The organism is Bacillus sp. RE35, assembly GCF_052146655.1.
Lineage (GTDB): Bacteria > Bacillota > Bacilli > Bacillales > Bacillaceae_G > Bacillus_A > Bacillus_A cereus.
In genome coordinates this window covers 2,022,294-2,044,108 of record NZ_CP197377.1, presented here as the reverse complement: position 1 = coordinate 2,044,108, position 21,815 = coordinate 2,022,294, and the positions used below count along the sequence as shown (strand labels likewise).

The window sequence follows — 21,815 nt, the reverse complement described above, 5'->3', positions numbered from 1 at the left end:
ACTTCCTTTTTTCTTTAATTAGCTGCACTTAATTTAATTCTAAGTTTTGTTTCACCTAAAGAAAGTTCATCATCTTCGTTCGTTAAGTGACCAAATGTAAATTGTTTAACGAGTAAGTTTTCTTCCAATAAATCTTTATGGTTCGTTAACGTTCGCTGTAGTTCTTCTTCTGTATCAAGAATAATATCGACTCGTAAATTAACTGGTAAATTCAACTGTTTACGGTATTCTTGAACCGCACGAATGAATTCACGCGCTACTCCTTCTTGTAACAATTCTTCCGTTACATTCGTATCTAACATAACTGTATATTGTCCGTTAGTCGTATTAGAGAATCCTGATTTTGCAACTTTCTCAACTAACACATCTTCACCAGTTACAACTACTTCTCCTTCTGGTGTTGCTTCGTAAACTGCTCTTCCTGTTGATACAAAGTTTTGTACTTCTTCTTGTGATAATTGTTTTAGCCAACCATTCACTGCATTCACATTTTTACCGAATTTTGGCCCCGCTGTTTTAAAATTAAGCTTCAATTGATATGATGTGTATTTTGTTTCATCGAGTTCAACATGGAACGCTTTTACATTTAACTCATCCATAACGATATCACGATAAGATTCCCAATCCATATCATTCTCGTTATGCTCAAGTAATACAAGTTCTGCTAGCGGCTGTTTTACTTTTAAAGAATGCTGATTACGGTTACTTCTTCCAAGTTCAACAACTTGTAAAACAGCATCCATTTCCGCTTCTAATTTTGGTTGAAGTAGTGATTCATTTACAACTGGATAATCGGCTAAATGAACGCTGCTTCCTTCTAAATTTAGATGAATGTCTTCCGCGACAAACGGTGTAAATGGTGCAATTAATTTACTAATTGTTACAAGCACTTCATGAAGTGTCTCATACGCAGCTGCTTTCTCAGCGTTCATACCAGATTCCCAGAAACGATTACGTGAGCGTCTTACATACCAGTTACTCACTTCATCTACAAGTGCTGCAATTTCACGAGCTGCATTCGTAAATTGATAATCATCAAGTGCAGTTCTCACTTTTTTCGTTGTACTATGCAATCTTGATAATACCCATTCGTCTAATTTCGTAAGCTTTACATCATACGTTTCTTTCGGATTATACTCATCTAAATTTGCATATAAAACGTAGAAGCTATACACATTGACTAATGTATCTACAAATTTAGATTTCGCTTCCAGTACTGTTCTTTCAGAAAAACGCTTCGCATTCCACGGGGCACTATCAACAAGTAAAGCCCATCTTAGCGCATCTGCACCAAATTTATCTACTAAATCAACTGGATCTAGTGCATTTCCTTTGCTTTTAGACATTTTCTGCCCTTCTTCATCTAAAACATGCCCTAGTGATAACACTCGTTTATACGGTACTTTTCCTGTATATAGTGCTGATACTGCTAATAAACTATAAAACCAGCCGCGTGTTTGATCAATTCCTTCTGCAATAACATCCGCTGGAAACTGCTCTTCAAATAACTCTTTATTTTCAAATGGGTAATGATATTGTGCAAATGGCATAGAACCACTATCAAACCAAACATCAATCACTTCTGGTGTACGATTCATTGTGCCTCCGCATTTCCCGCAGCAGACTTGCACTTCATCTACATAAGGCTTATGCAATTCCAAATCTTCTGATGTTTCTTTCGTACTATGCTTTCTTAATTCGGCAATGCTTTTCGGTGCGAACTGATGATCACAACTTTCACATTCCCATACATTCAATGGCGTTCCCCAATATCTATTTCGGCTAATATTCCAGTCCACCATATTTTCTAAAAACTTACCAAAGCGCCCATGTTTCATATGATCCGGATACCAAGTAACAGAATCATTATTTTGTAAAAATGTATCTTTAATTGCAGTTGTTCGGATTAACCAACTTTCTCCTGCATAATAAAGTAGTGGTGAATCACAACGCCAGCAATGCGGATAGCTATGTTCATATTTTTCTTTATGATACAGTAAACCTTCCTTCGCTAAATAACGAACGATATCCACGTCACAATCTTTTACAAATTTCCCTTTCAAAAATGGTACTGCCTCTGTATACTCACCTTTTTCATCTACAACGTGCAAGAATGACAATCCTTCACTTTGAACAACTCTATAATCGTCCTCTCCATATGCTGGAGCAATATGAACAAGTCCTGTACCACTATCTCCCGTTACAAAATCTGCTGCAATAACGCGGTAACCATTTGTAACTTCTTTCATCGGAAATGGCGCTGTATAAGATGTGTTTAATAATTCTTCGCCTTTATGAACAGATAATACTTCATAGTTCTCTTTTAATACTTCTTGTACACGTTCTTTCGCAACAATGTATACATGACTTTCTTGTTTTGCTTTAACGTATTCCATATTTGGATGGACAGCAAGCGCAACGTTTGCTGGAAGTGTCCAAGGTGTCGTTGTCCAACCTAAGAAATACTCATTTTCACTATCTTTCACTTTAAACTTCACAGTTGCACTTAAATCTTTTACTGTTTTATACCCTTGCGCAACCTCATGTGAGCTCAATGAGGTTTGGCAGCTTGGGCAGTATGGTGAAACTCTATGTCCTTTATATAACAATCCTTTTTCATGAATTGTCCCCAAAATATGCCATACACTTTCGATATATGGATTCTTTAAAGTTACATATGGATCATCCATATCTACCCAATAACCAATACTTTCAGTGAATTCGCGCCACTGCTTCTCATATGTGAAAACACTCTCTTTACACTTTTGAATAAATGGTTCAATGCCATATTCTTCGATCTCATGTTTACCAGAAATACCAAGTTGCTTCTCAACGCCTAATTCTACAGGTAAACCATGTGTATCCCATCCTGCTTTTCTTAACACTTTATAACCAGCCATCGTTTTATATCTTGCTACTAAGTCTTTAATTGTTCGTCCAAGTGCATGACCTACATGCGGTAGTCCGTTCGCCGTTGGTGGTCCTTCATAAAATACGAAAGACTGTGCGCCTTCTCGATTCTGAATTGATTGTTCGAAAATATTTTGTTCGTTCCACTGTTTGCGAATTCGCATTTCTCTTCCTACAGCTGATTCTTTTACATCTACTTTTTCCATATACAATCACTCCTTTGAATATTTTAAAGCACACAAAAAACCCGTCCCTATAAAGTAGGGACGGGTTTACCCGCGATACCACCCTAATTCTATTAGCTTTTTCACTAATAGCACTTAGCAACGTACTATCATACGTGTTCTTTGTAACGGTAGACATCCGTCCGGGCTTACTTACTTTCAGCCTCGGCTCCTCGGAGATGATTTTCAAATAACGTCTGCACACCGGCTTTCAGCAATATACCGGCTCTCTGGAGAACAGCTCACTATTTTACTCTTTCTCGTCTTCAGATTTGTATACTTTGTTAAAAGTTATTTTATGCCATTTAGCAACTAATTGTCAACTAATTCAAAATATATCCTTATCTTTTTCCCCTATTCTTATACAATTACTTTTCAAATTCTCGCAATGCTGCTAAATTTTCATCATCCTCAATAAGTTCAGCAAAGAATCCCGATTCATCCTCACGAAGGACAAATTCAAGCTCTTCCTTCGCCTCTTCATTTCTATTTAACTGTGCTAAATAACAAGCTCGATCATATCTTGCTAACAAATCACTCGCGTCAATTATTAATACTTCATTTGTTATTTTTTCTGCCTTTATCGTTTGGCCGGCACCATGATATGAAGATGCTAAAGAAAGAAGAATTGCTGTTTCATTTGGATGATGTATAGAAGCATTTTCTAATACATGAATTGCCTCTTCAAACCTTTCTTGACTTTGATATATTTCTCCTAAAGCAAGAAATGCTCTACTTACAAACGGTGTTTGCTCTGTTAATTGTAAGATAATCTTTTCTGCTTTTCTTTCTTCCCCTGTTTTAAAGAATACTTGTGCTTGCAGAAGAAGAGTATCATAATCATCTGGTAGTTCTCGAACCATTTGTTTCGTTAATTCCAAAGCATCTCTTAACATATCTTCTTCCTCGCACTCAACGAAAAGATTTACAAGTTGCTTCGCTACGTCATAATCCCATTTATTTTCTAGTGACGTGTGCAGAATCTCTATTGCTTCTTTATTCATCTCTACATTCTCATAAAATAGCGCAAATCGCTGTGCTGCCATACTATTTTTCGGATTTAACTTTAAAGAGATTTCATATAAATCAATTATCATAGTAACCATTGAAATTTCTTTCGCACGATTTTTCATACGATAAAAAGCTCTCGTAATGATAGATCGTTTTGGCTGTTCATGCAGCTGGCGTTCAATCCATATTTCCGTAACCGCAGCTGCAGCATACATGAATGCTGTACTCCTTTCTGCTTTTTTCACCTTTAACGTATGAAGAAAATCTCGTATGTTAGACAATTTTTTATGTTGCTCTACTGCTTTTACATAAACATCAAATATACGTTCATTATCAAAATCTTTTTGTATTACTTTCATTGCAACTTCAATTGCTTTTACATTTCTTTTTTTCACTAATACTTTTGCATAATGATATAGAACTTCTATATGCTCACCATCTAATTGTAGTGCGTATTCAACCTGTGCTTGTTCTTTATCTATTTCATTCATCGCTCCGTACACATATGCAATCGCATCTAAACGCCATATTTCAGGTACTTCGTCCACTAATTGTTCTAGTTCAGTCAGCAATTCTTCCTGAAGATTCATATCTACTGAAAGCTGTGCTAAATATTCCATATTAATATGCAACGGCTCTTCTTTCATCGCCTGAACCATATGACTTTGTTCTTTAGAACGGTTTTCTTCTTTTTCGTATATTTCCGCAAGCTGTAAATGTACACCTACGAAATTCCCATCAAGCTCTAAACATGTTTCATACGCTTGTTTTGCTTCCGTCAATTGCCCTAATGCCATAAGTGTTTCACCAATTCGGTAATACGGTAATACCGTTTCCATTTGTTCTATCGCCTTATTATATCTTTTCATCGCTTGGCCGTACTGTCCAATAGATTCATATAAAATACCTGCATAACAACCGTACTCACTTACTTCATTTCTTTCTTTGTGTAACGTTCTTAAAAATGCTATACCTCGTTGTACAAATTCCGTTCCTTTAATTCGATTCACATATTCATCTAACGCACTTGCTACATTATAATCACTTTTCTTTATACCATTTTCTAACTTAGATAGTGCTACTTTAAACCCTTCTTCATTTCCACCAAGTTCAATTTCAGCATCCCATAAAACCATTCCTGCATTCATGAGGAAATCTTGGCTCTTTTCAATTTGCTTCTCAAGACCAAGTATATATTCTTTTGCTTCCTTATATTGTTCTCTTGCCATATAAACTTGTGTAAGTCCGAAGTGAGAATAAACATCCTCATCATTTTCTTCTAAAGCACGCTTATACAATACTTCTGCTTCTTCCAAGCTATCATTTTGAAAATGATAATCACCTAATTTTACGTAAAGAGGTGCTTTATCATCACAATTCTCAATACCGTTTAATAAAATTTCTTTCGCACTTTCCTCATCCTTCAAATCAGATTCGTATATTTCCGAAAGTTTCGTATAAATGTAAGGTGCATTACTATCCAAACGAATCGCTACTTTAAGCCCTTTTATTGCTAAATATAATTTCCCTAGTTGATGTGCACATCTCGCTCGTTCATACCATACATGCGCTTCATATTTATACTCTTTTAACAAGTCATTAAAGATTTCATATGCTTCTTCATATCTTTCTAAATCTATTAATATTAAACCGTGATTTGTTAAAGTGAACCTTTCAGGACTACGCTCTAACGCAACTTGAGAGTATTGCAATGCTTTTTCAGATTGATCAATATACATATAGGATAAAGCGAGAAAACTCCAAGCAATAGGCTGATCTGCGTCTAATTGTAACGATGAACGAAAGCTTGAAATCGCTTCTATATAACTTTCCTGCTCAAAAGCATATCTTCCGTTTATTAAATGATATAAAGCACGATTATTTTTCTTCTCAACGCTTGTCAGCATTTGCTCCGCTTTCTCTACTTCTTGAAGACGAATAAAACACTGTGCACCATGCAATTTAACAAAGTCCGAGTTCGGAAACTTTTCCATTAACTTATCGATACAATATAAAATAAATTCTTTATCTACTTCAACATCTAAGTGCTTTATCGTATATAACCACGTATTTGGATTATCACTCGTTTCTTTTAAAAATTGTACTAAGTTACTAATCCCCTCTTTGTCATGTTCATCTAAATGATCCGTAAGAGAAAAAATAGATTTAAAGTAACGATTTTCTTCCTCACTTAGAAACGCTAGTTGCTCCTTCTTTTCTTTCGGAACAAACGTGATTGCTAAACAGCCTGTATAACGATATTTTTCTTGTAATTTACTATATTCCACAAGAACTGGTTCTATAAAGTTTGGATCTTGAACATAGAAAGCTTGCAATGTATCATCATATCCAGATAGAACTTGTACGTGTGAAGCATGCTCAATATCTATACTTAATAAAACAGGAATTCCTTCGTCAATCAGTCTCTTATAATTCTCTTCATTCCCTTTAAAATAACGATATTCATAACCTAATTCTTCTAAATAAGAAACAGTATCTGAAAACTTCGAACCTGTCATATCAAAAATAAACTCTGCTATTTCATCTTGTGTACGTTTCTCTCCCCATATACGCAACATCATCTCTAAACTTGTCGGAACACAATAATTATCCTTTTGTACAATAGGAACTATCGGCAAGTGAACCTTTTTTCCATCCGGATTTTTTTCTAAATTATGATATAAAGATTCTTTTAAACTCTTTTCTTCTTTTAATAGTTTTTGTAAATCTGCAAATTTATTCATTTTGTACAGTGCTTCTGCACGTAAATGTACAAAGTAAGTATTATAGGCATGATACGGCAGCTGAGTATTTATGTTATCTATTACCGCTAACATCTCTTCATATCGCTCTAAATCTAATAAATACTTTATCTTCTCAAAATGAAAATATGGTACTTGTGGGAATTTTACAATTGCATCATCGATTAACTGTATCGCGCGTTTTTGTTCTCCTTTATTCGCATACAATTGTGATAATAAATAGGTAGATAACTCTTCACAATCTTCATGCTGCATGCCAGCAATAAATTGTTCTTCCGCTTTCTCCCATTCACCTGTATGCATATAAACGTAGCCCCATTTATCAAACACTGCGCGTGCACTGTACTCCTCTGCTTTTTGCATATACATTAACGCTTCTTCGTTTCGTTTCATTTCTAAAAGACATCGTACTAACGTAAAATATGTTTTCGCTAAAAAATCTGCATCTATTTCTTCTTTATTACTCTCTTCTAAAGTTTCTTTTAACAGCTGCTCTGCTTCAAGAATTTTCCGCTCATCAATTAACTCATCACAATATAAAGAGAGCGTTCTCATATTTGGGAATTTTTTATAAGCGTAACGAATGAGGAATGAACTGTATTGGTGCATAAGCCCTTCATCAGTAAGACGAATTAATATATCGAACTCCTTATGCGAAGGAATATTGGCAAGCCAATTCTTCACATAGGATAAAGTATTCGTTTCTTTTATATATGCAATTTCATTATTTATTTCCTGTAATCCATCTACAAATCTCTTGTCTTTTAAACAAGTTTCTAACTGCTTAAAATCTAGCATGCATTCACCTCGAATTTATATTTATACTGCTACTTGCTTAGATTTTACACACCATATAGTATGTATTCAACTAAAATCTCTTATAATGGATGGTATTAATTAATATTATTCAAATTTATAACAAAATATAGTAAAAATGATTGTCTTTCTCTGTATTTTGTTTGATTATATAGAATAACGTAACATGTGTATCCTATCTTTTGTTAGTTAAAAACAGTACATGAAATTATATCGACGATTATACGGTGAATATCGACTTACCAACAAAAAATGACATTTTTCTCATTCATTAAATCAGGGTACTCCTTAAATATACAAAACGGATACTCTATTTGACCCGCTATATACTGTGCAACATTTTTCTTTGAATTCAAATTAACACAACTTCTAACCTCCTGTAGAGCAAGAATATGTGGAGAAATAATTCAAATTTCCTCACAAATAGCTTCTAATCTCTCCAACCAAAGACTATTATGGTTCCATATATTGAAGGTAGCAATCCTTAATAAATCACTATCTTTCAACATTCTATTTCACCAAATGTAATTTTCATATTCGGAGCATATACTAAAGAAGAATGAAGATGAAATGCCTTGAAAAATCGTAGTTCAGCTTCATATTGAGCTAGCGCATTATCATATGTTAATCCTCTGGCTATTAAACGTTCTACAAATTGTTGCTTATCACCCGGATCACCTGCAATCCCCTCTTCTTTTAATGATTGATACAAATCGTTTTTATCATTGTGATGCATATTTGAATCTAAAAAGTTCACTTTATCGCTTACTCTACATTCAATATTTTTCACACCTAATTCACTTAAATATATCGGTATTTTAATGCCTATATTGCCATCTTTACCATTTCTTTGCGTATCACTTTCAAATAATTTCTGCAAAACACCTAGCTGAATAAATTCCGATTGTTTCTCCCCATCTAGTAAATAAGAAGCCATATTAGAAATCCAATGTGGTTCAAAACAGATTATTTTTCCACCCTTTTTAACTGAATGTATCATTTTTTGTAGCATTGTTTCTGGAGTAGTCATATGTAATAAGAAAGCATGACAGATTGCTATATCGTATTTATCGTTCAGTTCAATTTCTGTAGCATCTCCTTCAAGAAATTCTGAATCATACGGAAGTAAACGAAACAACTCTCTAGCTTCAGCTAATAATGTTTCTCCACTATCAATACCTGTATACTTTGAACCTTCTGGGAGTAATGGCATTAATACTAACCCTAAATAACCATATCCACAACCGTAATCAACGATATGTACAGCCTTAGTAATCTTCCAAACTGTATTTACTAAAAAGCTTACATAATCGTCGTTGTAATATAAATCTCTCGTGTTTTTTAAATATGTTAGTTTATTGTTCCAATCATATGTTTCCAACATCTAACGCCTCCTTTTATATACAAAACTAAAGTTCTCTATATAATAGCCGTATTCCTACACTTTTCTTAAAATTTCAAAGCAAAAAAGCTAGTGTATTTTTAATAATACACTAGCTTTTTATTTGGAAGAAAAATTTAACAAGTACAATCACAATCAAAACAATCCGTACAGTCTAAATCGTCACAATCTGCTTTTCTCTTTCTTTTGTTTCTTTTAAGATAATAATACAGTAGCCCAAACAATAGTATACAAATAACAAAAGCTATTATTGCTTCTGTATAGTTATTTTGAGTCATAAAACCAATTCCACTTCCGCCTGAAATAAAAATTAGAATTAAGTAAATCCAGAACATCTATGTAAATACCTCCATTACTATATATCTTAAGATAATATCCATATAACACTAGAGGAAATGAATAATCCCATACCATTACCGCTTAATACACCAGTAGTTATTCTTAGCAAATTTGAGCTATTTCTCCATTTCCACTTTTGGGTGAACCCATCGATAAGTAACGGAATTTGAGCGAAAAATGATAGTATGATTGCCAAAAGAAATGAAGGTGTCATATAAAAATAAATTGGAAACATTAAAATACCAATAAGCATGCCTGTACAACGTGCACATAAAGGTATGTACTTTTGTAGTTTAAAAAAACTCCTATCTAATCTTCTATGACAAGGAATTTGTAAAATAAAAGTTCGAATCAATATGAATCACCCTCTCTAAAAAGATTTTAATTGATTTTGCAAAAAAAATATATATCCAATAAAAAAACAAACCAGGTTTATACTAGACCCAGTTTGTCAGTTTACTACTATGTTACATCTCCTCAGGTGCCTCCACCCCAAGTAAACGTAATCCTTCTTTTAATACAACCGTCACAGCATAAACCAATGCGAGTCTGCTGTCTTTTTCTTTGCTCTCTTCTAATATACGAACATTACCGTAATATTTATTGAATGATTGTGCTACATCTAATATATATTTCGAAATAATCGATGGCTCATTTTTATTGAAAGCTGCTCCAATTATTTGCGGGAATTTATTTAGTAATTTTACGACACTCCAGCTATGATCGTCTTTTAAAGCAAATGTACATGTTTCAAATTCTACACTTTCTTTTCTTAAAATAGAACAAGCACGTGCATGTGTGTACTGTACGTACGGGCCTGTTTCTCCTTCAAATTTCAGCATGTTTTCTAATGAGAATTCAATATTGTGCATACGCTCATTTTTTAAATCGTGGAAGATGACTGCACCAACACCGACTTGCTTTGCTACTACTTCTTTTTGTTTTAAGTTTGGATTTTTCTCTTCAATATTTTGTTTTGCAAGTTCGATTGCTTCTTCGAGTACTTCTTCAAGTAAAATAACTCTTCCTTTACGTGTCGACATTTTCTTACCATCTTTTAAAATGAAGCCAAACGGTACGTGTTCCATACCATCAACCCAAGTATAGCCAAATTTTTTTAATACGGTGAAAAATTGATTGAAATGTAAGCTTTGTTCTGGACCAACAACATATAGCGCTTTATCAAACCCATAAGTGTTTTGACGATATAAAGCTGCCGTTAAGTCACGCGTTGCATAAATCGTCGCACCATCTGATTTTCTAATTAAGCAAGGCGGCATTCCTTCTTCTTCTAAATTAATGATTAATGCACCTTCTGATTCTTCAAGCAACTCATGTTCTTCTAAAATCCCAATAAAATCTTCCATTAAATTATTATAAAATGCTTCTCCCTGAAAATTAGTAAATTCTACGCCGAGAAGTTCATAAATGCGAGAAAATTCTTTAAGGGACTCATGACGGAACCAATTCCAAAGTTCTACCGCTTCTTCATCACCTTCTTCTAGTTTCTTAAACCAAGCACGTCCTTCTTCTTCTAGTTCTTCGTCGTCTTTTACCTCTTCATGGAATTGGACATATAACTTAAATAGCTCACGTATTGGATCTTCTTTAACAACTGCTTCATTTCCCCATTTTTTATAAGCCGTAATTAACTTTCCAAACTGTGTTCCCCAATCTCCTATATAATTAATCCCTACAACTTCATAGCCACATTTTTCAGCTATATGTTTCAGCGAATTTCCTATCATTGTAGAACGTAAATGCCCCATCGAAAAAGGTTTCGCGATATTAGGAGAGGAATAATCAATTACTACTGTTTTTTCACAGCCAAAGTGGTTTTGACCGAACTCTTCTTTCTCCGCTAAAACTGTTTTTAATACTGCATCACTTACAGTTTCACGATTGAAAAATACATTTACATAAGGACCAACGGCTTCTACTTCCGTAAAAAACGGATCATTGAATTTCTCAGCAACTTCCTTTGCGATAAGAGCTGGTGCTTTTTTATATTGCTTCGCTAATGAAAAGCATGGGAACGCTGCATCTCCAAATTCATCTTGTTTCGGTGTTTCAATTAAATCTAAAATTTGTTTTTGCGTTAATTCATTCGTGAAAATATTAGATAAACTTTCCGCAAACTGCATTTTATAATCCATGATACAACCTCCTTATTTTTTAAAATACAAAAAACTCGTCTCTAAAAAAGAGACGAGTTTTAACCCGTGGTACCACCCTTGTTGTTCGTTACGAACCACTTTCCCGTTTATAACGAGGACAGGGGGCCTCGGCTTTCTCTACTATTCGTTCAAGAAGCATCTCCGAAGTGCGCTTCATCTTTTTCTTCCGTACTAGGCTCACACCATCCCTAGCTCGCTTTCCTTCTAAAAAAGACTACTCTCTTCATCACAGACAGTATATTTAATTAATTATTGCTTATTATACATCTTTTCAAACAATTAGCAAGGGTCAATTACACCAAAGTGAAACTTAGCACTTTTTCTTTTGTATACATAAAAATTGTGTTTTTCAAATCTAGAACTACGAAAATGATCTTTTAAAACGACACGTTTTCTCGCCACTCGTTTTGCCTCCGCAATTGTTTCGTCAGTAATATCATGATACAAAGCGAAGTGTTTTAATCCTTTAATTCCATCGGATTCTATGACAGTTTCTTCAAACATCGGATCAAGGTAAACGACATCGTAACTATTGTCTTCACATTGCGCTAAAAATGAAAAATGCTCCGTTTGCTTTACTTGGATTCTTTGCATTGCTTCATCAATTTCAGAAACAGATGAAGACCATGTTTTCAAACCATTTTCCATAATATAAGCCATATACTCATTGCCTTCAAGTCCTGTTACTTTTCCGCTTTCCCCAACAACATAACTAGCTACAATACTATCTGATGCCATCCCGAGCGTACAATCTAACACTGTCATTCCGCTCTCTAATTTAGCAGCTTGTACAAACGGATCGTGTTCTCCACGCATTAACCTTTTCACACGAAACATCGCTGAGTTCGGATGAAAGAAAAACGATTCTTCCGTACCTTTTGGATAAATAGCTAATCGGTTCTTCCCTACGACAAGCACATCTTGTTCATACTGCTCATGTAGCTTATGTACCGGTATGTCATTACGTTTAACGAAAGAAGCATTTAATTCTGCTGCTACCTCGTTTGCATAATCTGTCATTTCTTTATTCGTTCTTCCTGCTGTTGTTACGATCATTGTTTCACCTCTATATAAAGAAAAGAGGGAGATTTACTCTCCCCCTTCTTTAGCAATTCTTTTCGAAAGCTTGTTCTAAGTTCGTAATAATTTCGTCCATAGTTGCACCTTCAATTTCATGACGGTGAATGAAGTGAACAACTTCTTTTCCTTTTAATAATGCCATAGATGGTGAAGATGGAGGAATTTCTCCGAAGTATTCACGCATTTTTGCAGTAGCATCTTTATCTTGACCTGCGAATACAGTTACAAGATGATCAGGTTGTTTTTCAGCACGAACAACCGCTTGACCTGCTGATGGACGTGCTAAACCAGCTGCACAACCACAAACAGAGTTTACAACTACTAAAGTTGTACCTGATGTATTTTCCATAAATTCTGTTACAGCTTCTTCTGTAGTTAACTCTTCAAACCCAGAACGCACTAACTCTTGGCGCATTGGGATTACCATTTGGCGCATGTATTCTTCATAAGCATTTGACATCTTGTAATCTCTCCTTCAACTTTCATTCCAAATTCATCATATCACGCTCTATTAATAGGTGCAAAAGAAAGATAACGATGATTTCATTTTTTTGTAGGGATTTCACAAACCCCACCGCGGCAATGTCCCACTGGAACAAGTTTTCTATTATTAGCGATATAATCGTATACTTTACTTCCAAAACCAAGTACGATAGATAGCTTTATAAAAGGAACTGCAAACCAATAAGATGGAACGGCCTTTGCTAATACATCTATGCTCTGAATACCGTCATACCACTTATTATTTTTAAAAATATACAGTCTTTGTTCCATCTTACTTTGTAGTTCTTGAGAAAGCTCATACTTCTCAACTACATCTTCATTTCGAAATGAAACAAATTTCATCTTACCCTTTTTATCTAATTTTTTCGTACGTTCTGCAACGGCCGTACACATCGGACACCAACTATCATAGAAAACAATCATACATTATTCCCCTTTACGTGACTCCGTCATTTGTTTCCATACAGAACCTTTTGCTTCTTCTCCGCCTTCAATACGCTCTAATGCTAGACGTGCTTGCATCGCTACTTCAAACTCTGGATCATCTTGCGCTGCTTTTAATGCTGGAATCGCACTTTCATCTCCAAGTTCAAATAAGAACATCGCTGCACGCCAGCGTACTAATTTACTTGGATCTTTCAGAGATTTAATCATAACGAACATCGCTGCCGGATCACCTACATCTGATAAACAATCTCCTGCAGTACGGCGAACACTTACAGAGCGATCTAACAACGCTTTATATAATAACGGTAATACTTCATCACCTTTTACCATACCTAAATACGCTGTTGCTAAGCGGCGTATTGAAACTTTTTCATCATCTAACGCCATCTTCAACACTGGAATATCTTCTTCAGTAGGATCCATTTGTTCTAATGCTGCAAAACGGTTTTTCCAGTCAGAATCTTTCATCATCTCTTCTGTTACTTTATATGGCTCACGCTTTTGAATCGTTACTTCAACAGCACCCGCTTGATTTAATAATTCTTTAACCGTTTCATTTACACGTTCTTCTGAATAAGCAGCAACAATCTCTTCCACTACTTCTTTCCCAATTTCTTCAAAATTACCGTAACGTGTACTTTGTTCTACCCATTTACGCTCTTTTACAACGTTTGGTGCAGACATTTGCACTTTCATAATTGATTCTTTAAAACGATCTGGTAAACCAACACGTTCTTCCGTCGTTCCATCTGTTAACTTTACTTGCATTGGAATTGTAAAGAACATTTGAACAAACACTTTCACTTCTCCAAAATGAGCAAGTTGTTGTTCTTCACTTTCTTCCAATACTTCTTCGCCGAAAACAGCACGAACTTGTTGTAATAAAACTTTCCAGTCATACTTCGCATTTCGCTCCACTGCTAAAAAGTCGGCTACATGATATACACCTTTAATGCCTTCAATTTTCAAAATTTCTTGCACTTGCATTGGTGCTTGTTCTTTATTTTCATTTGTATAATTATTACGTGCTCCTGATGGTAATACTTCATTCAAAATAACTTTCATTGTATTTGGACTTGGCGTCGGTTCAATTGCTTTAATCTTCACGTAAAAAACTCTCCTTTATTGCATGTTCTTAGCTGTATTGTAACATGTTATCACTCTATACTCCTACTCGGATGCTTAATTTTACTACTTTCTTCCCGCTACCATACTATTTCATTCTTTTTATATTTTAAATTAGGAACGGGATTTTAAAAGCTTTCGTTTCCGATGATTTTTATTTTTTATCCATTAAGTTTATTAAAATACTTTCCACAATTTTTTCCGAAGCTATTACTTAAAATCACCTTTTATTACAATGCCCCCTCCCGCCTTCTCTCCAAAAAGGTAATACTCTCAATCACAACTTCAGTTCTATATATTCTCTTGCCTTGTTCATCATCGTAATTACTAGTCTGAATACGCCCTGTAATCCCAACGAGCGACCCCTTCTTACAATATTCAGTTACATTCTCAGCCGATTTGCGCCAAACGACACAATTAATAAAATCGACTTGTTGTTCACCTAAACTATTTCGAAATCCTCTATTCACCGCAACACATATTCGTGCATAAGCGACGCCTTGTTTTGTGTAGTATAATTCTGGCTCCTTTGTCAATCTACCGATTAATACAACTCGATTCATCATAAGTTATACCACCTCACATGTTTTTCTTCATTGTAAGGAGAAATGTTTGAATGGTAAAAAGCACAAAATGATATATCCGTAAGTAAAAAGTATTATTTTAGACCTTACAAAACAAAAAAAGAAACCATACATAGTTCAAACATGTATGGTTTCAAAATTTATTACACTTCAGTACAAGATATGTAATATCCTCCGCGAGCCATCTTTATTTCAGCACGGTACATTGCATTTTCTAAGTAGAAAGTAATCGGTTTAACTTTACTCTCAAATTTTAGTCTTTCATTGCATTCAGTTGCATATCCTTCAATCGCTGAAGTAATAACTTTTGATGATGGATACGTTAAAGCTTCATCTAGTTCTATGAAAAAACTTTTAGAAAATAGTTTTTTCATAATCCCTTTCTTCTCTTTCATCATATTCCATCTCCTTCACTTCAAGTTGCTATCATCCATATTATACCATACATTCAATATATCTTTGAAAATAAAAAAATCCTGCATTTTTCATGCAGGATTTTTTTATTAGTCATTTTTCGTAAAGTACGAAACGAAACGAAGAATTTCTAAGTATAACCATACTAATGTAAGCATTAATCCCATCGCAGTATACCACTCCATATATTTCGGAGCTTGACTACGTACACCATTTTCGATTAAATCGAAATCTAGTAATAAGTTTAATGCAGCAACTACAATAACAACTGCACTAATAATAATACCGATTGTACCACCTTGGTGAATGTATGGAACAGTTACACCAAACATATTTAGTAGAAATACGACTAAATACATAACCATAATTCCAAGTGTTGCTGCCATCACGCCTGTACGGAATTTATCCGTTACTTTTACTACGCGTGTTGCATATAACACTAACATTGCAAATAGAATTGAGATTGTTAGTAATACAGCATTTAAAACGATAGAATCGCCAAATTTCATTGTATAAACTGCTGAAATACTTCCTAACACAACCCCTTCTACCGCTGCATAGATTGGTGCACCAAAAGGTGAAATACGCGGGAAGAACATAGACGCAAATGCGATGATTGCCGCAACGATTAAAGCACCAATTAATACTGGCATCTTCATCGTCCCCTGCATCATCTGTATGTATGAATAGACAGACGTTGCAAGTAGCAAGATAAGCATAATGAACGTTTTGCCTACTGTTCCGCCAATCGTCATCGCAGAAGCACTTGCTCCCTCTTTACGGAATGCCTCTTTTTTCAACATTGGATTAGATGTTCTCATTTTTTCCCTCCTAAAATAGGTTCTACCAATAGTGTAAAGTTTTTCTCTTTACTTTTCAATATATGCAGCTTGTTTTTATTTTAATCCTTCAACGATGTCTGATAGTTCACTCCATCTTTCCATCTTTTTTTCAAGCTCTTCTTCTGTTTTCTGCTGTGCTTCAGATAATTCTTGTGCCTTTGTGAAGTCAGATCCAACTTTCGCAAGTTCTTCTCCAATTGACTCAATTTTCTCTTCAAGTTCGGCAATTGTATCTTCAATCGTTTCCCATTCACGCTGTTCATTGTATGAAAGTTTACGTTTACGTTGTTGTTTTGGAGCTTCTTCTACAACTTTTTTCTCTTTTTGAACTTCCGCTTTCTCCATAAGTTCTCTCGTTTTTTCCATTTCTAAATAATCTGTATAACTACCTAGAAACTCACGCACTTCGCCTCCGCCAGTAAAGATGAACAGTTCATCTACTACTTTATCTAAGAAGTAACGGTCATGCGATACAGTTAAAACGACACCTGGGAAATCTTCTAAATAATCTTCTAGTACTGTTAATGTTTGTGTATCTAGATCGTTCGTAGGTTCATCAAGTAAAAGTACGTTTGGTTCTCCCATTAAAATACGTAATAAATATAAACGTCTTCTTTCACCACCAGATAGTTTACCAAGTGGTGTACCATGTGAATGCGTCGGGAATAAGAAACGTTCTAACATTTGAGATGCACCAATTACTTTTCCATCTGTCGTATGAATAACTTCTGCAATCTCTTTAATGTATTCAATCATACGCTGATTTAAATTCATCTCTTCATTTTCTTGCGTATAATAAGCAACTTTTACAGTTTGTCCTACTTCCACTTCACCACTATCAGGAGATAACTTACCTGCAAGCATATTTAATAGGGAAGATTTCCCACTTCCATTCGCCCCAATAATTCCGATACGATCACCCGGTTTCACAATATGATTAAAATTATGTAATACCGTCTTATCGCCAAATTTTTTCGTTACATCTTTTAACTCAAGTACTTTCTTTCCTAGACGACTTCCGCTTAGTGCAATATCAACTGACTGTTTTGCAGCTGGTCCTTCTTGTGCCTTTAGCTCATCAAAACGCTGAATACGCGCCTTTTGTTTCGTAGAACGGGCTTTTGCACCACGACGAATCCAAGCAAGTTCACGACGATATAAATTTTGGCGTTTCGATTCTTGTGCCAATTCTTGCTCTTCACGAAGTGCTTTCGCTTCTAAAAATGTACTATAGTTTCCTTCGTAGCTATATAGTTTACCATTATCTAATTCAAAAATACGATTCGTCACACGATCTAAGAAATAACGATCATGGGTTACAAGTAATACCGAACCTGTATATCTCGCTAAATATTCTTCTAACCATTCAACTGTCTCATGGTCAAGATGGTTCGTAGGCTCGTCTAAAATTAATAAATCCGGTGTTTCAATAAAACATTGTGCCATTGCAATACGTTTTTTCTGTCCACCAGATAAATTCCCAACAATTGCAGTGAAGTCCGTAATTCCTAATTTCGTTAAAAGAGACTTCGCATTTGCATTTGCTTCCCATGCACTCATTGCATCCATACGTTGCTGCACTGCAAATAATTGTTCCTGTACTTTTTCATTACTTGGATCTTTTTCAATATTTAATAGTGCTTTTTCATAATCACGAAGAAGACGAATTAAAGGTGTATCACCATGGAACACTTGCTCTAATACTGTCAGTTTTTCATCAAACTCTGGTTGCTGTGATAAATAACTAATTGTATACCCACGTGAATGCGTCATATCACCTGTATCAGGAGCTTCTAATCCTGCAATAATTTTTAATAATGTCGATTTACCAGTTCCGTTTACACCAATAATTCCGACACGTTGTCCTTCTGTAATACTACATGATAATCCATCAAATAACGGCTTTTCTCCATATGATTTTGATAAGTTCTCCACAGTTAACATTTTCATATTTGTGCATTCCACTCTTTCATAAATTGTTCAATAAACTGTTCCATATAACGATGACGAATTTCAGCCTCTTGTTTTGCTGCATTCGTATTCATTAAATCTTTTAATTTCAAAAGTTTTTCATAAAAATGATTTAAAGATGGATCATTATTTTTTCTATACTCTTCTTTCGTCATTTCTTCACGCGGCGGAATAGTTGGGTCATACATTAATCTCCCTTTCGCCCCACCATATGCAAATGTACGAGCAATTCCTATTGCACCAAGAGCATCTAAACGATCCGCATCTTGAACAATTTTCCCTTCAAGTGACTCTACTGTGCCGCCATGGCCACCTTTATAAGACATATTGGCGATGATATGAAGAATATGTTTACTTTCCTCTTCTTCAACACGTAGCTCTTCTAACCAATCAGAAACTTTTTTCATTCCTGCTTCTTCACTTTCATTTAGCTTTTCATCTGCCACATCGTGAAGTAATGCTGCCATTTCAATTATAAAACGATTTCCACCTTCTTGCTCAGATAAAGAAATCGCCATTTTATGTACACGTTCAATATGATACCAATCATGCCCACTCGCATCTTTTTCTAAAATATGTTTTACAAAAGTAATTGTTTTTTGAATTTTTTCTTGTTTTGTCATTTTATCTTCACCCAGTTACTTATTGTAACACGCCCGCATTTTTTCATCACATATTTTCTTGTCCGCCCATACACTAGGTGGTAGGCATCATCATGAAGGAGGAATAAACATGTTCTATAATAATCAACCGCCTTATCCAAGGCAACCATTGTATCCTCAACAACAAGAACAGAGATACACAGAACAATACGAAGAACAAGAGTTACAACAGCAAGAGCAACAATATGACGAAAACCCATATGCAACAACGCAAAACCAAGAAACTGAATTTCAACAAAATCCATATGACACACGTCCAAATTATGAATATCCTCAAAATCCATATGCAGCACCACAAAATCAAGAACAGCGATATCCTCAAAATCCATATGTAATACCACAAAACCAAGAACAACAATATCAACAAAATCCATATGTAGCACCGCAAAACCAAGAACAACAATATCAACAAAATCCATATGCAGCACCACAAAACCCATACACAACTCAACCACAACAACCACAATATCAACAACAAATGTATCAACCAAACTACGACGCACGTGTCTCACCACCTAAACCACCAACAATAGATCCAACTCAGCCACAAATTTTACCGCCCGGACCAACACTAGACATTACACAACCACAAATCTTACCACCTGGACCAATTACTGAACCAACACAACAACAAATTCAACAAGTTGTCGGTACACAGTTTTTACCTTTCAAGAAACCTGTACTAGATTTCGTAAAACCATGGGTAGATTACGGTTTAAATGAAGCAAAACATACATCACACGAACACGCATTAACAGAAGTTGCTGCAATTATGTTTTTAGTTGGTAAAGGCTTCAATCCGACGATTGCTCATTATATCGTTGAATCTTGGGAAAAAAATGAGCAGTTTTAAGGGTGTTTATTTTTAAAACATCAAAAATGCCAAATCCCTTATATCATAAAGGATTTGGCATTTTTAAGTATCTAGAACACTCGCTAAGTTTAAGGAGAACTTAACAGACATGCGTCCGGCATAATGCCATGTCCACACCCAAGGATCGGTTACATAAAATAACATATCTAACATGGGAAGTCTATTGGTCTTTTCCCCTTATAGTAACACTCTCTTCTACTAAGACCTTTTCTTTCTAGGGCCTACAATTAATTTAATCGCTGTTCTTTCTTCATTATTGATAGAAATCTCTTGAAATGCTGGTACGAAGGCTAAGTCAATACCACTTGGAGCGACGAACCCTCTTGCAATCGCAATTGCTTTAATCGCTTGATTTATAGCTCCAGCCCCAATCGCTTGAATTTCCACATTACCACTTGTTCTTAGTACACCCGCTATTGCACCCGCGACTGAATTTGGGCTTGATTTTGAAGATACCTTTAATATATTTTCCATGTAAGTTGCTCCCTCTATTATTTAATCTCTCTTTCGTTACAATTTTAAATATTTTAGCGTATCTTTAATTACTATTCACACCAAAAACAAACGATGCTTCATATGTACATTATTCTATATTTTCTGACTTCTTCCTGCTCAGCTACGCAAATAAAAAAATAAACTGAATAACCTAATATACATACAGTTAAATGCCATAACTTCACCAAATGATAACATCCATACAGCGAAAGATAATATTGCTGTTTGTCAGACGAAATTAATATAGTAAAGTGAAACTTTAATGAGTGGGGGTTTTGTTCATCCCCACCTAACTTCTTTGCTTTCGCTGAACTTTGAGATGGGAGTCTTACTGCTCGGAAAATAGCGGGATAAACGTTTCCTCATTACTTCAATCTATTTAGAAATTCCATTTATTTTTCTATCAAATTATGAACCTTATCATCTTCAAAAGGTGTTACAGGTAATACCCAAATACTACATTTCATCATTTGACCACTTTATATTCCACATCTATCTCCTTTTATAGTACAAGCATACACGCCAATTGTGATTCACCTTCATAAACTACTATGTGGTTTAAATTTATTAAGAATAGGAGGTAATATATTGGGTTCATACTATCATTCTTCAAACTCGTATAAAAAATGTTCATGTGACCATTCACATAAACGAAGCTGTCCTGCATACGGAACTTTTTGGCAAACTGAATTTATAACTGTTCCTTTTGGCGATCCTTTTCCATTTAATCACGTTGGACCTTTAGCAGGAGGCGTTTCCTTACTAAATCCCACTACTATACACTTTAGACAAGCTGGTGATTATAGAGTTTCGTTCATTTCCAGTATTAATACTACTTTAAATCCTGTATTTCCACATATCCCAGTCATAACCATATTTTTAAATAATAATCCACTTGCTAATAGTCAAGGTGACTTCGCTATTCAAATGAATACTTCATCAAATAACGAATGTCTTCAACTTGTTGGCGAAACGATTGTTACAGTGCCTGCTAATTCAACTCTTCAACTTAGAAATAATAGTGGTTTTAATCGTCAAAGTATTGCAACTTGTGACAATGGTATAAATTCAGTTGAATTAACAGTTACAAAACTAAGTTAATATTATTTCTTTACATTCAGATGCTATTTCAGCATCTTTTTTTATTGAATAACAGTTTTCTTCGACTTTTATTAT

18 protein-coding genes and 2 other annotated features are annotated in these 21,815 nt (G+C 35.0%); of the genes, 2 read left to right on the top strand and 16 right to left on the bottom strand.

All coding sequences use genetic code 11. The features are described from left to right. Positions 1-14: 14 nt before the first annotated feature. The 15 genes from ileS to ACTL4X_RS10585 all read right to left on the bottom strand — a co-directional run bounded on the left by ileS (position 15) and on the right by ACTL4X_RS10585 (position 19,231). Positions 15-3,116 (bottom strand): isoleucine--tRNA ligase, encoded by a 3,102-nt coding sequence (gene ileS, locus ACTL4X_RS10655; protein ID WP_071740449.1) that lies wholly within the window; start codon positions 3,114-3,116, stop codon positions 15-17. Between the two features lie 53 nt (positions 3,117-3,169). Further along, positions 3,170-3,410: a binding site (T-box leader), on the bottom strand. A gap of 92 nt (positions 3,411-3,502) precedes the next feature. Beyond that, positions 3,503-7,705: a bacteriocin-processing peptidase family protein gene (locus tag ACTL4X_RS10650; RefSeq protein ID WP_086693036.1), complete on the bottom strand. Its 4,203-nt coding sequence runs from the start codon at positions 7,703-7,705 to the stop codon at positions 3,503-3,505. Positions 7,706-8,225: 520 nt separating this feature from the next. Then, positions 8,226-9,104 carry a class I SAM-dependent methyltransferase gene (locus tag ACTL4X_RS10645; RefSeq protein WP_042883750.1) on the bottom strand — a complete coding sequence of 293 codons (879 nt, stop codon included), beginning with the start codon at positions 9,102-9,104 and terminating at the stop codon, positions 8,226-8,228. Positions 9,105-9,241: 137 nt separating this feature from the next. Beyond that, complete coding sequence (locus ACTL4X_RS10640; protein ID WP_000498606.1) at positions 9,242-9,460, bottom strand: hypothetical protein; 219 nt, start codon at positions 9,458-9,460, stop codon at positions 9,242-9,244. Positions 9,461-9,489: 29 nt separating this feature from the next. Beyond that, on the bottom strand, positions 9,490-9,819 hold the full coding sequence (locus tag ACTL4X_RS10635) for a DUF2085 domain-containing protein (protein WP_000621474.1): 330 nt from the start codon (positions 9,817-9,819) through the stop codon (positions 9,490-9,492). Between the two features lie 112 nt (positions 9,820-9,931). Continuing rightward, the gene (gene argS, locus ACTL4X_RS10630; protein ID WP_441395023.1) at positions 9,932-11,620 is read right to left on the bottom strand and encodes an arginine--tRNA ligase; all 1,689 of its coding nucleotides are present in this window, start codon (positions 11,618-11,620) and stop codon (positions 9,932-9,934) included. 45 nt (positions 11,621-11,665) lie between these two features. Continuing rightward, positions 11,666-11,880: a binding site (T-box leader), on the bottom strand. 40 nt (positions 11,881-11,920) lie between these two features. Continuing rightward, positions 11,921-12,697, bottom strand: coding sequence for a class I SAM-dependent methyltransferase (locus ACTL4X_RS10625; protein WP_000637455.1), 777 nt, complete (start codon positions 12,695-12,697; stop codon positions 11,921-11,923). 49 nt (positions 12,698-12,746) lie between these two features. After that, positions 12,747-13,181: a BrxA/BrxB family bacilliredoxin gene (locus tag ACTL4X_RS10620; protein WP_000063706.1), complete on the bottom strand. Its 435-nt coding sequence runs from the start codon at positions 13,179-13,181 to the stop codon at positions 12,747-12,749. A gap of 83 nt (positions 13,182-13,264) precedes the next feature. Continuing rightward, positions 13,265-13,648: a thiol-disulfide oxidoreductase DCC family protein gene (locus tag ACTL4X_RS10615; RefSeq protein ID WP_000634884.1), complete on the bottom strand. Its 384-nt coding sequence runs from the start codon at positions 13,646-13,648 to the stop codon at positions 13,265-13,267. A gap of 3 nt (positions 13,649-13,651) precedes the next feature. Beyond that, on the bottom strand, positions 13,652-14,779 hold the full coding sequence (locus ACTL4X_RS10610; RefSeq protein WP_000692564.1) for a conserved virulence factor C family protein: 1,128 nt from the start codon (positions 14,777-14,779) through the stop codon (positions 13,652-13,654). Positions 14,780-15,027: 248 nt separating this feature from the next. After that, the gene (locus ACTL4X_RS10605; protein WP_000982017.1) at positions 15,028-15,363 is read right to left on the bottom strand and encodes a single-stranded DNA-binding protein; all 336 of its coding nucleotides are present in this window, start codon (positions 15,361-15,363) and stop codon (positions 15,028-15,030) included. Between the two features lie 161 nt (positions 15,364-15,524). Beyond that, positions 15,525-15,779, bottom strand: coding sequence for a DUF4318 domain-containing protein (locus ACTL4X_RS10600; RefSeq protein WP_000975138.1), 255 nt, complete (start codon positions 15,777-15,779; stop codon positions 15,525-15,527). Between the two features lie 105 nt (positions 15,780-15,884). Then, positions 15,885-16,616 carry a Bax inhibitor-1/YccA family protein gene (locus ACTL4X_RS10595; RefSeq protein ID WP_001260655.1) on the bottom strand — a complete coding sequence of 244 codons (732 nt, stop codon included), beginning with the start codon at positions 16,614-16,616 and terminating at the stop codon, positions 15,885-15,887. 75 nt (positions 16,617-16,691) lie between these two features. After that, the gene (locus ACTL4X_RS10590) at positions 16,692-18,587 is read right to left on the bottom strand and encodes an ABC-F family ATP-binding cassette domain-containing protein (RefSeq protein ID WP_000783160.1); all 1,896 of its coding nucleotides are present in this window, start codon (positions 18,585-18,587) and stop codon (positions 16,692-16,694) included. Next, positions 18,584-19,231: an HD domain-containing protein gene (locus ACTL4X_RS10585; RefSeq protein ID WP_000165966.1), complete on the bottom strand. Its 648-nt coding sequence runs from the start codon at positions 19,229-19,231 to the stop codon at positions 18,584-18,586. The genes ACTL4X_RS10590 and ACTL4X_RS10585 overlap by 4 nt, the downstream gene beginning before the upstream one ends. Positions 19,232-19,340: 109 nt before the next feature. Here ACTL4X_RS10585 and ACTL4X_RS10580 point away from each other — a divergent pair, with 109 nt between their 5' ends. Next, positions 19,341-20,123: a hypothetical protein gene (locus ACTL4X_RS10580; RefSeq protein ID WP_071740447.1), complete on the top strand. Its 783-nt coding sequence runs from the start codon at positions 19,341-19,343 to the stop codon at positions 20,121-20,123. A 219-nt stretch (positions 20,124-20,342) separates the two neighbouring features. On the opposite strand, the gene ACTL4X_RS10575 is transcribed toward ACTL4X_RS10580, so the two are convergent. Then, positions 20,343-20,618: a stage V sporulation protein S gene (locus ACTL4X_RS10575; protein ID WP_000427801.1), complete on the bottom strand. Its 276-nt coding sequence runs from the start codon at positions 20,616-20,618 to the stop codon at positions 20,343-20,345. 609 nt (positions 20,619-21,227) lie between these two features. Between ACTL4X_RS10575 and ACTL4X_RS10570 the strand changes: the two genes are divergently transcribed. Beyond that, positions 21,228-21,740, top strand: a complete 513-nt coding sequence (locus ACTL4X_RS10570) for a hypothetical protein (RefSeq protein WP_000536147.1) — start codon at positions 21,228-21,230, stop codon at positions 21,738-21,740. The last annotated feature ends 75 nt before the right edge of the window (positions 21,741-21,815 follow it).

Coding starts and splice junctions, on each gene's coding strand:
- ACTL4X_RS10620 (WP_000063706.1), bottom strand. CDS start 13,181: ATGTCAAATGCTTATGAAGAATACATGCGCCAAATGGTAATCCCAATG.
- ACTL4X_RS10585 (WP_000165966.1), bottom strand. CDS start 19,231: ATGACAAAACAAGAAAAAATTCAAAAAACAATTACTTTTGTAAAACAT.
- ACTL4X_RS10580 (WP_071740447.1), top strand. CDS start 19,341: ATGTTCTATAATAATCAACCGCCTTATCCAAGGCAACCATTGTATCCT.
- ACTL4X_RS10595 (WP_001260655.1), bottom strand. CDS start 16,616: ATGAGAACATCTAATCCAATGTTGAAAAAAGAGGCATTCCGTAAAGAG.
- ACTL4X_RS10590 (WP_000783160.1), bottom strand. CDS start 18,587: ATGAAAATGTTAACTGTGGAGAACTTATCAAAATCATATGGAGAAAAG.
- ileS (WP_071740449.1), bottom strand. CDS start 3,116: ATGGAAAAAGTAGATGTAAAAGAATCAGCTGTAGGAAGAGAAATGCGA.
- ACTL4X_RS10625 (WP_000637455.1), bottom strand. CDS start 12,697: ATGATCGTAACAACAGCAGGAAGAACGAATAAAGAAATGACAGATTAT.
- ACTL4X_RS10600 (WP_000975138.1), bottom strand. CDS start 15,779: ATGATGAAAGAGAAGAAAGGGATTATGAAAAAACTATTTTCTAAAAGT.
- ACTL4X_RS10575 (WP_000427801.1), bottom strand. CDS start 20,618: ATGGAAAATATATTAAAGGTATCTTCAAAATCAAGCCCAAATTCAGTC.
- argS (WP_441395023.1), bottom strand. CDS start 11,620: ATGGATTATAAAATGCAGTTTGCGGAAAGTTTATCTAATATTTTCACG.
- ACTL4X_RS10640 (WP_000498606.1), bottom strand. CDS start 9,460: ATGTTCTGGATTTACTTAATTCTAATTTTTATTTCAGGCGGAAGTGGA.
- ACTL4X_RS10650 (WP_086693036.1), bottom strand. CDS start 7,705: ATGCTAGATTTTAAGCAGTTAGAAACTTGTTTAAAAGACAAGAGATTT.
- ACTL4X_RS10605 (WP_000982017.1), bottom strand. CDS start 15,363: ATGATGAATCGAGTTGTATTAATCGGTAGATTGACAAAGGAGCCAGAA.
- ACTL4X_RS10615 (WP_000634884.1), bottom strand. CDS start 13,648: ATGATTGTTTTCTATGATAGTTGGTGTCCGATGTGTACGGCCGTTGCA.